The organism is Ideonella azotifigens (genome assembly GCF_006519715.1).
GTDB classification, from domain to species: domain Bacteria; phylum Pseudomonadota; class Gammaproteobacteria; order Burkholderiales; family Burkholderiaceae_C; genus Ideonella; species Ideonella azotifigens.
The window spans coordinates 1-19,366 of sequence record NZ_VIDT01000036.1; the positions used below are offsets into that span (position 1 = coordinate 1).

Annotated in this window: 28 protein-coding genes and 2 tRNA genes; 2 read left to right on the forward strand and 28 right to left on the reverse strand. The window is 62.8% G+C overall.

Annotated features, from left to right (window positions below; genetic code table 11):
* A partial coding sequence (locus FKP22_RS04440; protein ID WP_141285580.1) for a siderophore-interacting protein occupies window positions 1-591 on the reverse strand: 591 nt, incomplete at its 3' end.
* Window positions 592-665: 74 nt separating this feature from the next.
* On the opposite strand from FKP22_RS04440, the gene FKP22_RS04445 reads away from it, so the two are divergent.
* Both FKP22_RS04445 and fusA read left to right on the forward strand, forming a co-directional pair.
* The gene (locus FKP22_RS04445; protein WP_231010053.1) at window positions 666-1,139 is read left to right on the forward strand and encodes a MarR family winged helix-turn-helix transcriptional regulator; all 474 of its coding nucleotides are present in this window, start codon (window positions 666-668) and stop codon (window positions 1,137-1,139) included.
* A 436-nt stretch (window positions 1,140-1,575) separates the two neighbouring features.
* Window positions 1,576-3,600: an elongation factor G gene (gene fusA / locus FKP22_RS04450; protein WP_141285584.1), complete on the forward strand. Its 2,025-nt coding sequence runs from the start codon at window positions 1,576-1,578 to the stop codon at window positions 3,598-3,600.
* A 215-nt stretch (window positions 3,601-3,815) separates the two neighbouring features.
* Here fusA and FKP22_RS34570 read toward each other — a convergent pair whose 3' ends face one another.
* From FKP22_RS34570 to rplP, 27 genes are all read right to left on the reverse strand, one after another.
* The gene (locus tag FKP22_RS34570) at window positions 3,816-4,301 is read right to left on the reverse strand and encodes a DUF7689 domain-containing protein (protein WP_425551818.1); all 486 of its coding nucleotides are present in this window, start codon (window positions 4,299-4,301) and stop codon (window positions 3,816-3,818) included.
* Window positions 4,274-4,750 carry a hypothetical protein gene (locus FKP22_RS04455; RefSeq protein WP_141285586.1) on the reverse strand — a complete coding sequence of 159 codons (477 nt, stop codon included), beginning with the start codon at window positions 4,748-4,750 and terminating at the stop codon, window positions 4,274-4,276. The genes FKP22_RS34570 and FKP22_RS04455 overlap by 28 nt, the downstream gene beginning before the upstream one ends.
* 11 nt (window positions 4,751-4,761) lie before the next feature.
* Entirely contained in the window at window positions 4,762-5,421 is a 660-nt protein-coding gene (locus FKP22_RS04460; protein ID WP_141285588.1) for a hypothetical protein, read from the reverse strand.
* A gap of 452 nt (window positions 5,422-5,873) precedes the next feature.
* Window positions 5,874-5,950: transfer RNA gene (locus FKP22_RS04465), tRNA-Met, on the reverse strand.
* A 108-nt stretch (window positions 5,951-6,058) separates the two neighbouring features.
* Window positions 6,059-6,135: transfer RNA gene (locus FKP22_RS04470), tRNA-Met, on the reverse strand.
* Window positions 6,136-6,167: 32 nt separating this feature from the next.
* The gene (gene dsbD, locus FKP22_RS04475; protein ID WP_231010052.1) at window positions 6,168-8,147 is read right to left on the reverse strand and encodes a protein-disulfide reductase DsbD; all 1,980 of its coding nucleotides are present in this window, start codon (window positions 8,145-8,147) and stop codon (window positions 6,168-6,170) included.
* A 193-nt stretch (window positions 8,148-8,340) separates the two neighbouring features.
* On the reverse strand, window positions 8,341-8,733 hold the full coding sequence (gene rplQ / locus FKP22_RS04480) for a 50S ribosomal protein L17 (RefSeq protein WP_141285590.1): 393 nt from the start codon (window positions 8,731-8,733) through the stop codon (window positions 8,341-8,343).
* 95 nt (window positions 8,734-8,828) lie between these two features.
* Window positions 8,829-9,818 carry a DNA-directed RNA polymerase subunit alpha gene (locus FKP22_RS04485; protein ID WP_141285592.1) on the reverse strand — a complete coding sequence of 330 codons (990 nt, stop codon included), beginning with the start codon at window positions 9,816-9,818 and terminating at the stop codon, window positions 8,829-8,831.
* A 149-nt stretch (window positions 9,819-9,967) separates the two neighbouring features.
* Window positions 9,968-10,591, reverse strand: a complete 624-nt coding sequence (gene rpsD, locus FKP22_RS04490; protein WP_141285594.1) for a 30S ribosomal protein S4 — start codon at window positions 10,589-10,591, stop codon at window positions 9,968-9,970.
* Window positions 10,592-10,896: 305 nt separating this feature from the next.
* Window positions 10,897-11,301 (reverse strand): 30S ribosomal protein S11, encoded by a 405-nt coding sequence (gene rpsK, locus FKP22_RS04495; protein ID WP_141285596.1) that lies wholly within the window; start codon window positions 11,299-11,301, stop codon window positions 10,897-10,899.
* 32 nt (window positions 11,302-11,333) lie between these two features.
* Window positions 11,334-11,699 carry a 30S ribosomal protein S13 gene (rpsM, locus tag FKP22_RS04500; RefSeq protein WP_141285598.1) on the reverse strand — a complete coding sequence of 122 codons (366 nt, stop codon included), beginning with the start codon at window positions 11,697-11,699 and terminating at the stop codon, window positions 11,334-11,336.
* Between the two features lie 34 nt (window positions 11,700-11,733).
* Window positions 11,734-11,847: a 50S ribosomal protein L36 gene (gene rpmJ / locus FKP22_RS04505; protein ID WP_028997278.1), complete on the reverse strand. Its 114-nt coding sequence runs from the start codon at window positions 11,845-11,847 to the stop codon at window positions 11,734-11,736.
* Window positions 11,848-11,940: 93 nt separating this feature from the next.
* Window positions 11,941-13,251 carry a preprotein translocase subunit SecY gene (gene secY, locus FKP22_RS04510; protein WP_141285600.1) on the reverse strand — a complete coding sequence of 437 codons (1,311 nt, stop codon included), beginning with the start codon at window positions 13,249-13,251 and terminating at the stop codon, window positions 11,941-11,943.
* A gap of 31 nt (window positions 13,252-13,282) precedes the next feature.
* Window positions 13,283-13,714 (reverse strand): 50S ribosomal protein L15, encoded by a 432-nt coding sequence (rplO, locus tag FKP22_RS04515; RefSeq protein ID WP_141285602.1) that lies wholly within the window; start codon window positions 13,712-13,714, stop codon window positions 13,283-13,285.
* A 24-nt stretch (window positions 13,715-13,738) separates the two neighbouring features.
* A complete protein-coding gene (gene rpmD / locus FKP22_RS04520; RefSeq protein ID WP_141285604.1) occupies window positions 13,739-13,924 on the reverse strand; it encodes a 50S ribosomal protein L30 in 186 nt (61 codons plus the stop codon).
* Window positions 13,925-13,943: 19 nt separating this feature from the next.
* On the reverse strand, window positions 13,944-14,462 hold the full coding sequence (rpsE, locus tag FKP22_RS04525) for a 30S ribosomal protein S5 (RefSeq protein WP_141285606.1): 519 nt from the start codon (window positions 14,460-14,462) through the stop codon (window positions 13,944-13,946).
* Between the two features lie 18 nt (window positions 14,463-14,480).
* Window positions 14,481-14,840, reverse strand: a complete 360-nt coding sequence (gene rplR / locus FKP22_RS04530) for a 50S ribosomal protein L18 (protein ID WP_141285608.1) — start codon at window positions 14,838-14,840, stop codon at window positions 14,481-14,483.
* Window positions 14,841-14,851: 11 nt separating this feature from the next.
* Complete coding sequence (gene rplF / locus FKP22_RS04535; protein ID WP_141285610.1) at window positions 14,852-15,385, reverse strand: 50S ribosomal protein L6; 534 nt, start codon at window positions 15,383-15,385, stop codon at window positions 14,852-14,854.
* 17 nt (window positions 15,386-15,402) lie between these two features.
* Window positions 15,403-15,798, reverse strand: a complete 396-nt coding sequence (gene rpsH, locus FKP22_RS04540; protein ID WP_141285612.1) for a 30S ribosomal protein S8 — start codon at window positions 15,796-15,798, stop codon at window positions 15,403-15,405.
* Window positions 15,799-15,823: 25 nt separating this feature from the next.
* Entirely contained in the window at window positions 15,824-16,129 is a 306-nt protein-coding gene (rpsN, locus tag FKP22_RS04545; protein ID WP_141285614.1) for a 30S ribosomal protein S14, read from the reverse strand.
* 8 nt (window positions 16,130-16,137) lie between these two features.
* Window positions 16,138-16,704 carry a 50S ribosomal protein L5 gene (gene rplE / locus FKP22_RS04550; protein ID WP_141285616.1) on the reverse strand — a complete coding sequence of 189 codons (567 nt, stop codon included), beginning with the start codon at window positions 16,702-16,704 and terminating at the stop codon, window positions 16,138-16,140.
* Window positions 16,705-16,718: 14 nt separating this feature from the next.
* Entirely contained in the window at window positions 16,719-17,036 is a 318-nt protein-coding gene (rplX, locus tag FKP22_RS04555) for a 50S ribosomal protein L24 (RefSeq protein WP_141285618.1), read from the reverse strand.
* Between the two features lie 28 nt (window positions 17,037-17,064).
* A complete protein-coding gene (gene rplN / locus FKP22_RS04560) occupies window positions 17,065-17,433 on the reverse strand; it encodes a 50S ribosomal protein L14 (protein WP_088286487.1) in 369 nt (122 codons plus the stop codon).
* Window positions 17,434-17,735: 302 nt separating this feature from the next.
* Window positions 17,736-18,245, reverse strand: a complete 510-nt coding sequence (locus tag FKP22_RS04565; protein WP_141285620.1) for a peroxiredoxin — start codon at window positions 18,243-18,245, stop codon at window positions 17,736-17,738.
* Between the two features lie 144 nt (window positions 18,246-18,389).
* Window positions 18,390-18,686 (reverse strand): 30S ribosomal protein S17, encoded by a 297-nt coding sequence (gene rpsQ, locus FKP22_RS04570; RefSeq protein ID WP_141285622.1) that lies wholly within the window; start codon window positions 18,684-18,686, stop codon window positions 18,390-18,392.
* Window positions 18,683-18,883, reverse strand: coding sequence for a 50S ribosomal protein L29 (gene rpmC / locus FKP22_RS04575; RefSeq protein ID WP_141285624.1), 201 nt, complete (start codon window positions 18,881-18,883; stop codon window positions 18,683-18,685). The genes rpsQ and rpmC overlap by 4 nt, the downstream gene beginning before the upstream one ends.
* Window positions 18,884-18,897: 14 nt before the next feature.
* A complete protein-coding gene (rplP, locus tag FKP22_RS04580; RefSeq protein ID WP_141285626.1) occupies window positions 18,898-19,314 on the reverse strand; it encodes a 50S ribosomal protein L16 in 417 nt (138 codons plus the stop codon).
* Between the last annotated feature and the right edge of the window lie 52 nt (window positions 19,315-19,366).

Below are 19,366 nucleotides of genomic sequence, written 5' to 3' on the forward strand. Positions count from 1 at the left end.
AGCCGGCAGCGCCCACGCGCGGATGGCAGCCAAGCAGGCCTCAGCATCGTCCACCCATTGCACGTCCAGCTGCGCCGCGCTGCTCAGCGGCCGGCGGTCGGCTTCGGGCACCTGGCCGATCACCGTCACGCGGGTGCCGGCTGGCAGTTCTTCAAGGCGGCGGCAGATCGCCGGCAGCGCGGTTTCGTCGCCCACCAGCAAATGCCAGGCGTAGTCCACCGGCACCAGGAAAGAGCCCCGCGGGCCGCCGATGCGCACGTGCTGGCCCACGGCGGCCTGCTCAGCCCAGGTGGCGGCTGGGCCGTCGCCATGCAGCGCGAATTCCAGCGTCAGCTCGCCACTTGCGGCGTCGAAGCGAGGCGTGTAGTCGCGCCGGGCTTCTTCGCCGTTGGCCTGGGCGATGAACAGCTTGATGTGGTCGTCGAAGGCCGGGCTGGTGAAGTCCTCCAGCGGCCCCTTGAACACCACGGCGCGCATGTGCGGCGTGATGTCAGAAACACGCACCACTTCCAGCTCGCGGAATTTCAGCTCATGCCGCACACGCTGCACGCGCTTGGCGGATGGATTCGGATCGGCAACATCAGTGCGCATGGTCAGGCGGTTTGAATTGATTGACAATGTCATCCATCATGCGCAAATCAATTGACAATGTCAACCAAAAGGCTTTGAGCACCGCAAGCCCGAAAGAGGCTCTCGGCGAAGAGCTGATGGAGCTGGTGCACACTGTGATGCACCAGCTGCGCTCGGCCCAGTACCAGGCGCTGCGCGACAGCGAAGCCCTGTCGAAGCTGACCCACCTGGAGAGCAAGGTGCTGGGCTTTTTCGGCAGGCGGCCGGGCAGCACGCAGAGCGACCTGGCACAGCACAGCGGCCGCGACAAGGCCCAGCTGGCTCGCATGATCAAGGGCCTGCGCGACCGCGGCCTGCTGGCGGCCGAAGCCGATCCGCAGGACCGCCGCCACCAGCACCTGCGCCTGACGCCTGCCGCCGAAGCGCTGATGGAAAGTCTCGATGCGCAAGGCCGCACCCTTGGCCGCCAGGCCGTGACCGGGCTGTCAGCCGCCGAGCAGGCTCAGCTGCTGAGCCTGATGCGGCGCGTGCACGACAACTTGCAGGCCGAAGGCGGCGACGTCGCGTGAACGCGACCTCACGGCTTGCAAGGCTTTCAGCGCCGGCAGACAATCTGGCCATCATGAAGATTACTCACGCCATCCAGGCAGCCCCCACTGCCGCCTTGCTCGCCCTCTGACAGCGACTGGATCGCGTACGGAAGGCGCCCTGCCTTCCGTGTGCCCAAGACACGACCCGGCAGGCCCCGTCCTCCCGGGTTGTTTTGTTTTCCGGGCCTGATTTTTCTTCTCTCACTCCTGCCATGCGCACCTACGACAAGCTGATTGCGACGATTCCCGCCCGCCGGAGCGTGGGCTTCGTTTCGCCGCGCCTGCGCTTCGGCTGCAGCAGCTTCTTCCTCCTCTCGCGCTAGCCCAGTTGGCAATGTCTTCATTGCCGGGCTGGCGCACCAGTCACCCGGCGGTCCGTCCGCGCAGCATTGCGCACGGGCCGGAAAGCATTGTCATGAACACCACCTTCAGGAACCTCCGCAACATCGGCGTCATCGCCCACGTGGACGCAGGCAAGACCACGACCACCGAACGCATCCTGTTCTACACCGGCGAGCACCACCGCATCGGCACAGTGGACGCCGGCAACACGCGCATGGACTTCGATCCGCAGGAGCGCCAGCGCGGCATCACCATCCACAGCGCGGCGGTCACCGTGCACTGGCACGGCACGCAGATCAACCTGATCGACACGCCGGGCCACATCGACTTCAACATCGAGGTCAAGCGCTCGCTGCGCGTGCTCGATGGCGCAGTCGTGGTGTTCGACGGCGTGGCCGGCGTGGAGCCGCAGACGGAGACCAACTGGCGCCTGGCGGACCAGTACCGCGTGCCGCGCATCGCGTTTGTCAACAAGCTCGACCGCACCGGCGCAGACTTTGCGCGCGTGGTCGAGATGATGGCCACGCGCCTGGGCGTGCGCGCGCTGCCGCTGCAGTTGCCGATCGGCACGGAAGGCGATTTCCGCGGCGTGGTGGACCTGCTGACGATGCGGGCGCTGCTGTGGGACCGCGACGATGCAAGCCAGCCGCCGCGCGATGCCGAGATCCCGGTCAATCTGTTGCAGGAGGCCGCGCGCCAACGCGCGAAGCTGATCGAAGCCATCGTCGAGCATGACGATGCGCTGCTGGCTGCCTGGCTGCAAGGCGACGAGCTGCCGCTGGCGGACCTTCGGGCCGGCCTGCGGCGCGCAACGCTGTGCAATGCCCTGGTGCCGGTGCTGGCTGGCTCGGCCTTCCGCAACCGCGGGGTCGAGCCCTTGCTGGATGCCGTTGTGGACTATCTGCCGCGACCGGGCGAAGCCCTGGCCGAACAGCCCGAAGCCGATCCGCAAGGGCCGCTCGCAGCGCTCGCGTTCAAGGTGGCGACGGACGATCACGGCACGATGGTCTTTGTGCGGCTGTACCGCGGCCGGCTGCGGCGTGGCGACATGGTCTTCAACAGCAGCACCGGCCGCAGCGAGCGTGTCTCGCGCTTGTACGAGGTGCATGCCGATCAGCGCGTGGAGAAGGACGAACTGGTGGCCGGCGACATCGCCGGCATCGTGGGCCTGAAGGACACGTTGACCGGCCACACGCTGAGCGACCGGGCACATGCGCTGCAACTGGAGTCCATCGACGTGGCCGAGCCTGTCATCGACCTGGCACTGGAACCGCAATGCCAGGCCGACAGCCAGGGCCTGCTGCGCGCACTGCAGATCCTGCAGCGCGAGGACCCCAGTCTGCGCGTGCGGCAGGACGCCGAGTCGGGTCAGACCATCCTGTCCGGCATGGGCGAGTTGCAGCTGGAAGTGGCGGTGGAAACGCTGCGCAGCCGGCATGGCGTGAACGTCTCGGTTGGTCGGCCGCAAGTGGCCTATCGCGAGACCATCACGCGCGAAGTGGAAGCGCATCACCTGCACCGCAAGCAGAGCGGCGGCCCGGGCCAGTTTGCCGAGCTGACGCTGCGCTTTGTGCCGCTGGCGCGCGGCGAAGGCTTCCGCTTCGAGCAGCAGGTGGTGGGCGGCGCGATCCCGCGCGAGTTCATCCCGGCCGTTGAGCAAGGCATTCGCCGCGCGGCGCTGTCAGGCGTGCTCGCCGGCATGCCGGTGGTGGACTTCAGCGCCACGCTGGTGGACGGCCGCGCTCACGTGCGCGACTCGTCGGCCCTGGCCTTCGAGCTGGCGGCGGCCGCGGCCTTCCGCGAGGCGATGGCCAAGGCCGATCCGCAGTTGCTGGAGCCGGTGATGGCCGTCGAAGTGCTGACGCCACTGGACCATCTGGGCGACGTGATCGGTGATCTGCACCGCCGGCGCGGCACGGTGCTGGGGCAGGAGGCACGCGGGGTGACCGCCGTAGCAGTGCAGGCGCAAGCGCCGCTGCAGGCCATGTTCGGCTACATCAGCCAGTTGCGAGCGCTGACCGCAGGGCGCGCCTCGTTCTCGATGCAGCACGCGCATTACGCCGCTGCACCTGAAGCGGCGCTGGCCCTCGCGGCCTGACGCAAGAAGGGGCGACCTCTAACGAGACCGCCCAACTTTTTGACGCTTGCGGGCAGCCTTCTCGGCAACCCGCGCAGCCAGCGAAAAAGGCCTGCATCGAATCAGCGATGCAGGCCCTTTCAAGGCCCTTGGTTGCGGGGGGCACGCAACTTGAGCAACAGACTGATCCGCTTAACGTGCGTCGTCTGACTCGACCATGCCCCTAGGTTCTTGAACTACCGCTCGAAGTAGCCCCACACGCGGCCATAGGTTGGACCTTCGAGTGTCTCGGGGCTCGCATGCCATACGTCGCTGACTTTGCCGCACTTCGAACTCCAACCGGGCTTCGGGCTGAGTGTCTGACGGGCGATATGAGTGAACACACCGCCATCTCCAACGTACAGCACCACTTTGGTCTTGCCCTCGACGTGCGTTCCATCATTACATTTAACGTAGCCCTGAGAAGCGAGCATCAACTCGTATTTCTCAATCGCGTAACCCTCGCGAGCAACGGGCCAATACGTTAGTGGAAAATTGACAGGCGAAGGCTCCCACCACTTTTGATCATCCTCCATAGCCCAAGCGACACAGTTATAAAATTGGTCGATTGGACTGGTTACCTCCAGACTCTTCTTATTCTTCTTTAGATTAGGAAATACCCTCGATAGATCACTCGGACTTGAGTACTTCTCAGTCACAACATCCCCTGTTTCGTCCCCCATTGGATCCAGGCGGCCGCGAGTTCACGGAGATTACCTTCTGGCAAATCTTGCCCGACACGCTCCCCGGTCAAAACCCTGAGAGCGAGATACCAGGGGTTGCCGTTCATTTGCAAATCCCTCAGCATATGAGGCACGACTTTGGGGCCCAAGGAAATCACCTTCAGGTATTCCTCGCTGTGATGCAGATCAGCCAAGAGAGAGCTATATTGTTGGCGTTCAAACAGCGAGGCAGCTAGCTTTTGAAACTCCACCCCAATATTTCGCGAAATCGCCTTACTAACCCACCTAGAGTCCGCTGGCGCCTCGAAGACTTCTACACGTTTCTGCCGCTTGAACTGTGAAGCCCCGGGGGCCGAAGTCTTCTGCTTGCGCAACATTGGCACATCGGGACGATAGCTTACATAGCCAATTCCGAAATCGTGGGCACCGCCAGAACTATAGTCATCCACGATATTCCCCCTTATTTAATTTCAATTTTTGTAACCCCAGTCGCCTCAAGCATCTTAGACAAGGCCTTCTCCTTGTCTCTAGCACGATTCAGAATATCTGCAAGCTGCTCGATATCTTCCGCATCAATAGCGATGTGAAATTTTTTATCTTCACCGTTTTCAAAGCAATCCAATATCAAAGTCTGAATGATCGAATAGGCATCGACGTTCGAGACCTTGTCCGAGGCGAAGATCGGGCGGATATCCGAAATTATTCGAGCCTCTTGCAAAACCAATGGGCGCTCAAACACGAGCCCCGTTGCCTTTGCCCTCATTGCAATTCGTCGATTACCTAGCAAAGACAAAAGCCGGCTCTTGAGCAAAGAGATACTCTTCTTCGTCTTGAGAAGCTCACGCCCACGGTACGAAGCCAGTCCATCCTCAACTCCGGCGACAACCTCTGCAGGGGTGTATCCGTCCGATATGTAGGCGAAATACAACGGCATCACCGCATGGAGAATCTGAGTCGCTTCGTCGGCAGAGCACTGAGTCAAACGCGACGTAAGTTCGCTTATCGATTCATTGATCGAAACGAGCGCAGTGAGCTTCTCCATGCTCTGCACAAGATCTGCAAAATCCTCGTCAGAGATTGACGCCAACGCGGCCAAGCGCGGTACCACATCAGGCTTCAAGCTGAGACGCAAAGTCGATCTTGACTGTCTGGAGGCCATGTCTTCCCACAAAAATCGCTATTGGGGCCGGAGTGTATCCGTCACTGGCACAAGACGCTCCCGAAACTTGCCCGCATAGGGGACAAGCTGCAGCAGTTGCGGTGGGCGTCTTGCCGGCCTTGAGCCATCGGTTCAGGCTGCTGAGGATTAGCTTCGTGCGCTGCCCGCCGAGGTGGCTGCGAAGACGGTGCCAAGCGCGGTGGAGCTCGCAGGCGATGTGACCGCCACCTAACGCCGCATGCTGCTGCAACTTCGCGACGTGCTACTTTCGGATGATCTTGAACGCACGCGCGCACTGATCGCCGAGTTGCTTGGCCCAATCACCATTGTGCGTGACTACGAAGGAACGTGGGCTGAAACGGCGAAACCCGCCGATCGCCTGCGCTTGCAGGCAATGGGCGGGTCTCCAAAAGTGGTTGCGGGGGCAGGATTTGAACCTGCGACCTTTGGGTTATGAGCCCAACGAGCTACCAGGCTGCTCCACCCCGCGACTGAACTGAACACAAGCACCGCCTGGTAACGGCGCCTGTCGATCTATTTGGCTTTGCTGCGCAGCCCCAGAAGGCGTGTCGCGCAGCGAACCAAGATCCTGAAATTTTGGTTGCGGGGGCAGGATTTGAACCTGCGACCTTTGGGTTATGAGCCCAACGAGCTACCAGACTGCTCCACCCCGCGACTGAAGCTAGCATTCTATAACGAAATTGGGCTCAGAGTCCAGCTCCCTGCAGCGTTTTCTCAAAGTCCCGCGCCGACTGGAAACCGACCAGTCGCGCCGAGCCGATTTCCTCGCCTTGCGGGTTGAAGAAGATCGTGCCGGGCGGGCCGAACAGCTGGAAGCGCTTGAGCAGCGCCTTGTCGTCGGCACTGTTGGCCGTCACATCAGCCTTGAGGAGCAAGGCACCCGCGAGGCGGGCGCGCACTGCCGCGTCGCTGAAGGTGAAACGCTCCATCTCCTTGCAGGACACGCACCAGTCGGCATAGAAGTCCAGCATCACTGGGCGGCCAGCCGTCTTCAACGCCTGATCAAGCTCGGCCACGCTGCGAACGGGCTGGAACGGCAGACCCGCCTCGGCGGGCTGCTCAGCCGCGCCAGCTGCTCGTCCTGAAACGATGTGGGCCAGCGGCTGCAACGCATCGCGCCCGCCGGAGGCCGCGCCGATCAACAGCAGCACGCCGTAGACCAGCGCAGCCGCACCCGCGGCGCGCTGCAGCCAGACACGTGGCGCGGCGCTGTGCGGACTAGCGTCGAACGGCCGCAGCATGAAGCCTGTAACCAGCAACAAGGCCGCCCAGCCCACCAGCACCAGCGTCGGCGGCAGCACCGGCTGCACGATCCACAGCGCCACGGCCAGCAGCAGCAGACCAAAGAAGTGCTTGACCACGTTCATCCAGCTACCCGAGCGCGGCAGCCAAGCACCGGCGGAAGCGCCGAGGACCAGCAGCGGCGTGCTCATGCCCACCGCCAGCGCGAACAGCGCCGAGCCGGCAAGCAGCACGTCGTGCGTCTGGCTCAGGAACAGCAGCGTGCCGGCCAGCGGCGCGGTGACGCAGGGGCTGACGATCAGCGCCGACAGGCCGCCCATCAGGAATACGCCGAACAGCTTGCCACCCGGCAGGCTGCGCGACGCGCCGTCCAGCTTGCCAGCCAGGCCGCCGGGCAGGCGCAGTTCGTACACGTCGAACATCGACAGCGAGAAACCAGCCAGCAGCAAGCCGAACAGAACCAGCACCCACGGCTTTTGCAGCGCCGCGGCCAGGCCCTCGCCGGCCAAACCCGCCGCCACGCCCAGCGCGGTGTAGATCATCGCCATGCCCAGCGAATAGGCCAGCGCCAAGCCGAAGCCGCGTGCCCGCGAGGTCGCGCCACCGCCGGCGATGATGGACGACAGGATGGGCAGCATCGGCAGCACGCAAGGCGTGAAGGCGAGCAGCAGACCCATCAACCAGAAGGCGCCCCAGACGGCCCAGAGCGAGCCGCCTTGCAGCAGCGCCTGGACGCGGTTGCCTTCGCTGACGGGCGCGGCGGCGGCAGTCACAAGCGCGGCCGATGTTGCCGGCGCGGCACCCGGCGTTGCGGTCGCCGCAGCCTGCAGGTCGATGCCCTTCTTCGCGTCAGGTGCTGCGGAGCTGTTGGCACCGGCAGCATCCGGCACGGCGTCCACATCCGGCACGACCTGCACGCTGCCATCGCCACCAAAGCCTTTCAGCGCGACTTTCAGCGTCAAGGTTTGCGGCGGGTAGCAAAGGCCGGCTTCAGCGCAACCCTGGTAGACCACGCGCAGCGTGAACGGGCCACTGGCTTGCTTGACCGGCAGCTTGACCGAAAGGTCACCGTGGTAGGTTTCGACGTTCTTCTGGAAAGTCTGGTCGAACTTGACCTTGCCCTTGGGCAGGTCTGCCTCGCCCAGCGTGGCGCCGTCGGCCTCGAACTGGAAGTGCTCGCGGTACAGGTAGTAGCCGGAGGCCACTTTGAACAGCAGGCCGACGCTGCGATCGTCCGCTGCCTGCGCCGAGACGACAAAGGCCTGCGCCGGGTCCAGGAACTCCTGTTCGGCGTGGGCGGGGCGCATCAGGCTGACCAGCAGCAGTGCGAAGCACAGCGCCAGCCAGGGCAGCACGGAGAGGTTCAACCGGCGCGGCACGGGGCGTGCGGCACGGGAGGGCAAAAGCAACGAAGACGACATCATGGGCGAAGTGTGAGGGCTTCGACGAAGCGAGGTGCAGACAGGTGCTTGTGGCATCCGCCTGCAGCCGCACCGCGCGGTATCGGCACGGTTGCAGGGTAGATCCACCTTGCGACCGCGCCATGAAAAAAGGCCAGCAGATGCTGGCCCTTGTTCTCAGGACTGGGCGATGTGAACCGCCGCGTCGCTGAATGGCTTACGCCGCGGCTTCGGCCGTTTCGGCTTGCGCGTCGGGGCGGTCGACCAGCTCGACATAGGCCATCGGCGCGTTGTCGCCAACGCGGAAGCCCATCTTCAGGATGCGGGTGTAGCCGCCCGGACGGGTCTGGTAACGCGGGCCCAGCTCGTTGAACAGCTTGGTGACGATGTCACGGTCGCGCAGGCGGGCGAAGGCCAGGCGGCGATTGGCCACGGTGGCTTCCTTGGCCAGCGTGATCAGCGGCTCGACGACGCGACGCAGTTCCTTGGCCTTGGGCACGGTGGTCTTGATCGCTTCGTGTTCCAGCAGCGAGACGCACATGTTGCGCAGCATGGCTGCACGGTGTTCGCTGGTGCGGTTGAGTTTACGGAGACCGTTACGGTGACGCATGGTGCTTTTCCTTTCCTAGAGTATTGCCAGCAGCCGGATCAGGTACTGCCGGGGGCACCGGTGAGGGCATCATGACCTCACCATTCTTCAAAATATCAGCGCTTATCCAGGCCCTGGGGCGGCCAGTTTTCCAGGCGGGCGCCCAGAGTCAGGCCACGCGAAGCCAGCACTTCCTTGATTTCGTTCAAGGACTTGCGGCCCAGGTTCGGCGTCTTCAGCAGCTCGGTTTCGGTGCGCTGGATCAGGTCGCCGATGTAGTAGATGTTCTCGGCCTTCAGGCAGTTGGCCGAACGCACAGTCAGTTCGAGCTCGTCGACCGGGCGCAGCAGGATCGGATCGAACACCGCCGAGCTCTTCGCCGCTTGTTCGCCGAAGGTGGCGATCTCGCCGGCGTCCAGCTGTGCGAACACGGCCAGTTGCTCAACCAGGATCTTGGCCGATGCTCGGATCGCTTCCTCGGGCGAGATGGCGCCGTTGGTCTCAATCTCCATCACCAGCTTGTCCAGGTCGGTGCGCTGCTCGACGCGGGCGTTTTCGACCGCGTAGCTGACGCGCCGGACCGGCGAGAACGATGCGTCCAGCACGATGCGGCCGATCGACTTCGTCGGCTCATCGCCGTAGCGGCGCATGTTGCCGGGCACATAGCCGCGGCCCTTCTCGACCTTGATCTGCATGTCCAGCTTGCCACCGTGGGCCAGGTGGGCAATGACGTGCTCAGGGTTGACGATCTCGACGTCGTGCGGGGTCTGGATGTCGGCCGCGGTGACGGGGCCTTCACCTTCCTTGCGCAGGACAAGGGTCACTTCGTCACGGTTGTGCAGACGGAACACCACGCCTTTGAGGTTCAGCATGATGTGCACCACATCTTCCGCGACGCCATCGACCGTGGAGTACTCATGAAGCACGCCAGCGATCGTGACCTCGGTCGGTGCGTAACCCACCATCGACGACAGCAGCACGCGACGCAGCGCGTTGCCGAGCGTGTGACCATAACCACGCTCAAACGGCTCGAGCGTGACTTTGGCGCGGTGGCCGCCCAGCGGCTCCGCAACGATGGCTTTGGGTTTCAGCAGATTGGTTTGCATGTAAGTCCAGTTCCTCTCAATACCCTCGGCTCGTTACACCGATAAGGCTGACGGACCACGCCGGAAAGCGAAAAACCCGCAGCGGAACCGGCTTGCCGCAGCGGGGTGACTGCTGCGCGCCGGCAGGGCCGTGCGCGCAAGAAATCAGATCAGCGCGAATACAGTTCGACGATCAACGATTCGTTGATCTCGGCGCCGAATTCGTCGCGGTCAGGCGCCTTCTTGAAGGTGCCTTCGAGCTTGGTGGCATCCACCGCAACCCATGCCGGCAGGCCGATCGACTCGGCCAGCTTCAGCGAGTCGGTGACACGCAGTTGTTTCTTCGACTTTTCGCGAATGGCCACCACGTCGCCGGCCTTGACCTGGTACGACGGAATGTTCACGACAATGCCGTTGACCGTCAGCGCCTTGTGCGACACCAGTTGGCGCGCTTCAGCACGGGTCGAACCGAAGCCCATGCGGTACACCACATTGTCCAGGCGGGATTCCAGGATGGTCAGCAGGTTCGCACCGGTGCTGCCCTTGCGGCGGTCGGCTTCAGCGAAGTAGCGGCGGAACTGACGCTCCAGCACGCCATACATGCGCTTGACCTTCTGCTTTTCACGCAGTTGCAGACCGAAGTCCGAGGTGCGCTGACCCGAGGTACGGCCGTGCTGGCCGGGCTTGGTGTCGAACTTGGCCTTGTCGCTGATGGCGCGGCGAGCGCTCTTCAGGAAAAGGTCGGTGCCTTCGCGGCGAGACAGTTTCGCCTTGGGGCCGAGGTAACGTGCCACGTTTGTGTCCTTCAGTCGTTGTCTGACGCGACGCCCGTGGCCTGCGGCGTGACACTCCTGACGGAATGCGGCCGAAAAACCGTGGCTCGCGCGAGTCTGGCGGGTATTCTTTGAATTCGCTCAGACGGTGGGCTTACGGTGCCTGCGCGCTCGCTGGCAGATCTTGCAAAACCTGCAGACCCATCCAATTCGCGAAGCAGACCCCTGGAACCCAAACGGCCAGCGAGCGAAAGGCTTTTCAGCATTCCGCGCACCGGCGTTCGGGAAACTCTCGATTGTAGCAGGGCATGACGCCCTGCGCCAACTCAGATGCGGCGACGCTTTTGCGGGCGGCAGCCGTTGTGCGGAATCGGGGTGATGTCCGAGATCGAGTTGATCCGGATGCCCAGCGAAGCCAGCGCACGAACCGACGATTCACGGCCGGGGCCAGGGCCCTTGATCCGCACGTCCAGGTTCTTGATGCCCTGTTCCTGGGCAGCACGGCCGGCCGTTTCAGCAGCGACCTGGGCAGCGAACGGCGTCGACTTGCGCGAGCCCTTGAAGCCCTGGCCACCTGACGACGCCCACGACAGCGCGCCGCCTTGACGGTCGGTGATGGTGATGATGGTGTTGTTGAACGACGCGTGCACGTGCGCAATGCCGTCCGCGATGTTCTTGCGGATCTTCTTGCTCACGCGCCGAGCGGCGGTGCTGGCAGGGGACTTGGCCATGTCTTGTACTCTTCAGATGTTTCGGACGGCGCTTACTTCTTCAGCGCTGCGGCACCCTTGCGCGGGCCCTTGCGGGTGCGGGCGTTGGTGCGGGTGCGCTGACCGCGCATCGGCAGGCCGCGACGATGGCGGAAACCGCGGTAGCAGCCCAGGTCCATCAGGCGCTTGATGTTGATCGAGGTTTCGCGACGCAGGTCGCCCTCGATCGTCAGCTTGCCGACTTCTTCCCGGATCTTCTCCAGGTCGCCATCGGTCAGGTCCTTGATCTTCTTGGACAGGGGAATGCCGACCGCTTCGCAGATCTTCTGCGCCGTCGTACGGCCGATGCCGTAGATGTAGGTCAGGCCGATTTCCGCGTGCTTCTGCGGCGGAATGTTGATACCAGCAATACGTGCCATTGTGCTTCCTTAGCTTCGTGTCAGCGCTCGCGACTCAACCTTGCCGCTGCTTGTGGCGGGGGTCGGTGCAGATCACGCGAACCACGCCATTGCGGCGGATGATCTTGCAATTGCGGCACATCTTCTTGACTGATGCTGCGACTTTCATGATCTTCTCCTTGACCTTCTCAAACGCTCATTTCAGTTTCAACACGAAATGAGCGCGACTCAATTCGTACCCGGCACCCAGTTCAGGACGAGCTCAGCTCGACTTGAAGTTCGCCTTCTTCAGCAGCGATTCATACTGCTGGCTCATCACATACGACTGCACCTGGGCCCAGAAGTCCATCGTCACGACAACGATGATCAACAGGGACGTGCCACCGAAGTAGAACGGAACGTTGTACTTCAGGACCAGGAACTCAGGCAGCAGGCAGACCAGCGTGATGTAGATCGCGCCAGCCAGCGTCAACCTGGCGAGGATCTTGTCGATGTGCTTCGCGGTCTGCTCACCCGGGCGAATGCCAGGGATGAACGCGCCGCTCTTCTTCAGGTTGTCAGCAGTCTCGCGGCTGTTGAACACCAGTGCCGTGTAGAAGAAGCAGAAGAACACGATCATCGCGGCGAACAGCATCACATAGATCGGTTGACCCGGTGACAGCGCCGACGAGATGTCCTTCAGCCAGCGCACGCCTTCGCCGGTGGCAAACCAGCCCACCACCGTTGCCGGCAGCAGGATGATGGACGACGCAAAGATCGGCGGAATCACGCCCGACATGTTCAGCTTCAAGGGCAGGTGTGACGACTGGCCGCCGTAGACCTTGTTGCCGACCTGACGCTTGGCGTAGTTCACCAGGATCTTGCGCTGGCCCCGTTCCACGAACACCACGGCGAACGTCACGGCAATGACGATGGCAATGATGAACAGGCAGGCAATGATGCTCATCGATCCGGTGCGAACCAGTTCGAACAGGCCACCAATCGCATTGGGCAGGCCGGCAGCAATGCCGCCGAAGATCAGGATCGAGATCCCGTTGCCCAGGCCACGCTCGGTGATCTGCTCGCCCAGCCACATCACGAACATCGTGCCGGCCACCAGGCTGAACACGGTGGTGATGCGGAAGCCGAAGCCAGGATCCAGCACCAGGCCTTGCGAGCCTTCCAGCGCAAGGGCAATGCCCAGGGACTGGAAGATCGCCAGCACCAGGGTGCCGTAGCGCGTGTACTGGGTGATCTTGCGACGACCCGATTCACCTTCCTTCTTCAGCGCCTCCAGGCTCGGCACCACGTAGCTCATGAGCTGCATGATGATCGAGGCCGAGATGTACGGCGTGATGCCCAGCGCGAACACCGTGAACCGCGACAGCGCGCCACCCGAGAACATGTTGAACAGGTTCAGGATGCCGCCCTGCTGACCCTGGAACAAGGCCTGCAGTTGCTGCGGGTTGATGCCTGGCACGGGAATGTGCGCACCAATGCGATAGACGACCAGCGCCAGCAGCAGGAAGACCAGTCGACGACGCAGGTCGCCAAACTTGCCATTCTTGGCCAGCTGATTCGGTGAGGTTGCCACGGGCGTGGGTGTCCTAATCTGCCGTCAGACTTCAGGCCAGCTCGCCGCCGGCGGCTTCGATGATGGCCTTGGCGCCGGCGGTAGCGCCGATGCCCTTCAGGACCACCTTCTTGCTCAGCTCGCCCGACTTGATGACCTTCACGTTCTTCACGATCTGGGCCACCATGCCGCGCTGCTTGAGTGCCAGCAGGTCAACTTCAGCAAGGTCCAGCGCTTGCAGTTCACCCAGGGTGATTTCAGCGTTGTACTTCAGCAGGGCCGACTTGAAACCACGCTTGGGCAAGCGACGCTGCAGCGGCATCTGGCCGCCTTCGAAGCCAACCTTGTGGTAGCCGCCGGCACGCGACTTCTGACCCTTGTGACCGCGACCAGCGGTCTTGCCCAGACCGGAACCGATGCCACGGCCAACGCGGCGCTTGGCATGCTTGGCACCGCCAGCGGGCTTGATGGAATTGAGTTGCATGTTGCTTTTCCTCGTGGCGGGCGCTTAGAGCACCAGGACCAGGTAGGCGATTTTGTTGATCATGCCGCGCACCGAAGGAGTGTCCTCCAGCACGCTCTGGCTGTTCACGCGACGCAGGCCCAGGCCACGCACCGTGTCACGGTGCGATTGCTTGCAACCGATCGGGCTGCGCACCAGCTTGACCGTGAGGGTCTTTTTGGCTTCAGTCATTGAAGTTCTCCTCGGCGGTTCAGTTGAAGATTTCTTCAACTGTCTTGCCGCGCTTGGCAGCGATCGATGCCGGCGTGGTCGAGCGCTTCAGCGCGTCCAGCGTGGCACGGACCATGTTGTAGGCGTTCGAGGTGCCATGGCTCTTCGCGACGATGTCGGTGATGCCCAGCACTTCGAAAACGGCGCGCATCGGGCCACCAGCAATGATGCCGGTACCGGCGGGTGCCGGCATCATCATCACGCGGGCTGCGCCGTGTGCACCTTCGACCTTGTGGAAGATCGTGCCGTTCTTCAGTGCAACCTTGATCATGCCGCGGCGAGCAGATTCCATGGCCTTCTGCACCGAAACCGGCACTTCCTTGGCCTTGCCCTTGCCCATGCCAACGCGGCCATCGCCGTCGCCGACCACGGTCAGCGCCGCGAAACTGAGGGTGCGACCACCCTTGACCACCTTCGTGACGCGGTTCACCGCGATCATCTTTTCCTTCAGGCCGTCGTCATTGCCTTCGGTCTGCGCGCGGGGTTGAAACTTTGCCATTTCTGTATTCCTTTGCGATCAGAACTGCAGGCCGGCTTCGCGAGCTGCCTCGGCCAGCGCCTTGACGCGGCCGTGGTATGCGAAACCTGCGCGGTCGAAGGCAACCTTCTCGACGCCGGCGGCCTTGGCCTTCTCGGCGACGCGCTTGCCAACCAGCGCGGCAGCAGCGGCATTGCCACCATTGCCAGACAGTTCGGCCCGCAGGTCCTTTTCGACGGTGGACGCAGAAGCCAGCACCTTGGTGCCGTCGTCGGAAATGACGCTGGCGTAGATGTGCAGGTTGGTGCGGAAGACGGTCAGGCGCGCGACGCCTTGCTTGGCGATGCGCTCGCGCGTTTGACGCGAGCGACGCAGACGCTGTTCTTTTTTGGTCAGCATGGTGTCGCTCCTTACTTCTTCTTGGTCTCTTTGAGGACCACGCGCTCGTCGGCGTAGCGGATGCCCTTGCCCTTGTAGGGCTCCGGCGGCCGGAAGGCACGGACTTCAGCGGCGAGCTGACCGACGACCTGGCGGTCGGCGCCCTTGATCAGGATCTCGGTCGGGGTCGCGGTGGTCACGGTGATGCCGGCAGGCATGTCCTTGACCACGGGGTGCGAGAACCCGATCTGCAGATTCAGCTTCTGGCCTTGGGCCTGGGCACGGAAGCCCACGCCAACCAGCGTGAGCTTCTTCTCGAAGCCCTTGCTGACGCCGTTGACCATGTTGGCCAGCAGCGCACGCACGGTGCCGCTCATGGCATCGGCTTCAGCAGACTCGTCGGTTGGGCTGACCTTCAGCACACCAGCTTCGCTCTCGACCTTGACCAGCGCATGCGCCGGCCGCACCAGGGTGCCATTGGCACCCTTGACGGTGATCTGGTCGTCCACGATCTTGACGTCCACGCCTTGCGGGACGGTGATCGGCATTTTTCCAACGCGGGACATTGCTCGACTCCTTCCCTTTAGGCCACGTAGCAGAGCACTTCGCCGCCGACACCGGCTGCGCGCGCTTTGCGGTCGGTCATCACGCCCTGGGGCGTGGTCACGATGGCAACACCCAGGCCGTTCATGACCTGCGGAATGGCGTCACGGCCGCGGTAGATCCGCAGGCCAGGACGGCTGACTCGTTCGATGCGCTCGATGACCGGACGGCCAGCGTAGTACTTCAACGAGATTTCAAGTTCGCTCTTGCCGGTCTCACCCTTCAGGGCGAAGGCATCGATATAGCCCTCGTCCTTCAGCACCTGCGCGATCGCAACCTTGAGCTTGGAAGCCGGCATGACAACCGACGTCTTCTCAACGGCCTGCGCATTGCGGATGCGGGTCAGCATGTCGGCGATAGGATCACTCATGCTCATAGCTGTATTCTCCAGTTCGCCTTGATTACCAGCTGGCCTTGATCACGCCAGGAATGTCGCCCTTGAAGGCGAGCTCGCGGATCTTGCTACGGGCCAGGCCGAAGGTGCGGAACGTGCCACGGGGACGACCCGTGAGTTCGCAACGATTGCGCAGGCGGGTCGGGTAGGCGTTGCGCGGGAACTGCTGCAGTTCCAGACGTGCGGCGTAACGCTCTTCTTCCGACTTCTTTGCGTTGTCGATGATGGCCTTCAGCTCGGCGTACTTCTTCGCGTACTTGGCGACCAGCTTTTCACGCTTGTCTTCACGCTGCTTGAGGGAAGTTTTAGCCACGGGTCACCTCAGTTCTTGAACGGGAAGCGGAACGCGGCGAGCAGTGCCTTGCACTCATCGTCGGTCTTCGCGCTGGTCGTGAAGGAAATGTTCATCCCGCGGATCGCGTCGATCTTGTCGTACTCGATTTCCGGGAAGATGATCTGTTCCTTGACGCCGATGTTGTAGTTGCCGCGGCCATCGAACGAACGGCCGGAGATGCCACGGAAGTCACGCACACGCGGCAGGGCCACGGTGACGAAACGGTCCAGGAACTCGAACATCCGCGCGCCACGGAGCGTGACCATGCAGCCGATGGGCACCTGCTCACGGATCTTGAAGCCCGCGATGGCCTTCTTCGACTTCGTGACCACAGGCTTCTGGCCTGCGATCTTGGTCAGGTCGCCGACGGCGTGGTCCATGACCTTCTTGTCGGCCACGGCCTCGCTCACACCCATGTTCAGGGTGATCTTGGTCAGGCGCGGCACTTCCATCACCGACTTGTAGCCGAACTTGGCCATCATGTCGGGCACGACCTTCTCTTGGTAGAAGGCCTGCAGCCGGGCGACGATCGCCGCTTGTTGCGTTTGACTCATGCTGGATACCCGCCTTAAGCCTTGATCTCTTCGCCGCTGGACTTGAACACGCGGACCCGCTTGCCATCGGCGAGGGTCTTGATGCCCACGCGGTCAGCCTTGCCGGCAGCCGCATTCCAGATGGCAATGTTGGATTGGTGGATCGGCATGGTCTTGTCGATCACGCCGCCAGTCGTGCCCTTCATCGGGTTCGGCTTGGCGTGCTTCTTGACCATGTTGACGCCTTCGACGACCACACGGTCCTCGTCGACGCGCAGCGACACGGTGCCACGCTTGCCTTTGTCACGGCCGGTCAAGACCACGACCTGGTCGCCTTTGCGAATCTTGTTCATCGCGATTCCTTCAGTCTTGGCGAGATGCTCAGAGCACCTCAGGCGCCAGCGACACAATCTTCATGAAGCGCTCGGTGCGCAGTTCGCGCGTCACCGGGCCGAAGATGCGGGTGCCGATCGGCTCCAGCTTGGCATTGAGCAGCACGGCGGCATTGCCGTCGAACTTGACCAGCGAGCCGTCCTGGCGACGCACGCCCTTGGCGGTGCGCACGACCACAGCGCTGTAGACCTCGCCCTTTTTGACGCGGCCACGCGGCGCGGCTTCTTTGATGCTCACCTTGATGATGTCGCCGATACCGGCATAGCGACGCTTGGAGCCGCCCAGCACCTTGATGCACATGACGGACTTGGCGCCCGTGTTGTCCGCGACGTCAAGCCGCGATTGCATTTGGATCATGTCGATTCCCCAACTTGCTCCCGGCCCGCATCACCCCCTTGGCGATACATGAACGGTCAGTATTGGTCCCGTCTTGTTTGAAACTCAGCGAACGCTGGAACGCGCGCGCCTTGCATCAAGCAGCTTGGGCTGAAACCGGCCCGGGTCTCGCCACGAGTGGCCAACGGTGTTTGCGTTGGCGTACGAGCGGGCCCTAGACCGGCGAAGCTTTCAATTATGCACGAGGTGAAACGCGGGTGTCAACACCCCCGCTTCAGAAAGACCCTGGGGCTGCGCGTCCGCGCCCCAAAGCCTTGAGCAGGTCAGAGCGCCTTTGCCTGTGCCAGCAGTGTCTGGGCATCGCTGAGCTCGAACTTGCCTGGCGCCTCGACGTTCAGCGTCCTGACCACACCGTCGACGACCAGCATCGAGTAGCGCTGCGAGCGCACCCCCATGCCGCGCGCGGTCAGGTCCAGCGTCAGCCCGGTCGCGCGGGCGAAGTCGGCCGAGCCGTCGGCCATCATGCGCAGCTTGCCAGCTGTGTGCTGGTCGCGCGCCCAGGCGCCCATGACAAACGCGTCGTTGACCGACACGCACCAGATCTCGTCGACGCCAGCAGCGTGCAGCGCCTCTGCGTTCGCCACATAGCCGGGAACGTGCTGGGCCGAGCAGGTCGGCGTGAAGGCGCCGGGCAGCGCAAAGATGGCCAGGGTCTTGCCCGCAGCCAATTGCGCAACCTCGAAGGTGTTCGGGCCCAGGCTGCAGCCCTCGCCTTCGACTTCGAAGAATTCCTGCAGCTTGGTCGCCGGCAGGCGATCTCCAACTTTCAACATGATGCTTGTCCTTGCGGGATGAGGTAGAGACGGCGGCCGCCCAATGAAAAACGGCCGGACGCTGGAGTATTCCAGCATCCGGCCGCAATGCGAGATGCAAGGGGCTTGCACCCCTCGAACTCAGCGTGCGATCAGCTCACACGATCAGACCAGGCGGGCCTTCTCGATCAAGCGGGTCACGACCCAGTTCTTGGTCTTGGACATCGGACGCGTTTCCGCGATCTCGACCATGTCGCCCATGTGGTACTCGCCCTTTTCGTCATGGGCGTGGTACTTGCGCGAGCGGGCCACGATCTTGCCGTAGAGCTCATGCTTGACGCGACGCTCGACCAGGACCGTGATGGTCTTGGCGCGCTTGTCGCTGACCACACGGCCCACCAGGGTACGGGTGTTGGTGGTCTTGTCAGTCGTCGCCACGGCGACTTCTTGAGCTTGCGTCATTTCGTCGCTCCCTTCTTCTTTTCGGCCAGGACGGTCTTGGCACGAGCGATGTCGCGACGGGCCTCGCCCAACAGCGTGTGGTTGGTCAGCTGCTGGGTGCCCTTTTGCATGCGCAGGTTGAAGTGCGCACGCAGGAGGTCAGCGACCTCCTTCTCGAGCGCAGCCACGTCCTTGGCTCGCAGTTCAGATGCATTCATGATGAACTTTCCTCTCAGGCGCCGAGCATGCGGGCGACGAAGGTGCAACGCAGCGGCAGCTTTGCAGCAGCCAGCGTGAACGCTTCGCGAGCCAGCGCTTCAGGCACGCCGTTGATCTCGTAGAGCACCTTGCCGGGCTGGATTTCAGCCACGTAGTACTCCGGGTTGCCCTTGCCGTTACCCATCCGGACTTCGGCGGGCTTTTGCGAGATCGGCTTGTCCGGGAAGATGCGGATGAAGATCCGGCCACCGCGCTTGATGTGGCGCGAAATGGCACGGCGAGCCGCTTCGATCTGGCGGGCCGTCAGACGGCCACGCTCGGTCGCCTTCAGACCGAAGTCACCGAAGGACACGTTGGCACCGCGGGTGGCGACGCCAGTGTTGCGGCCCTTCTGCTCCTTGCGGTACTTGCGACGATTAGGTTGCAGCATGCTTATTCTCCTTTGCCTTCGCCACCGGCGGCAGGCGCGGCGACCTTGCGCA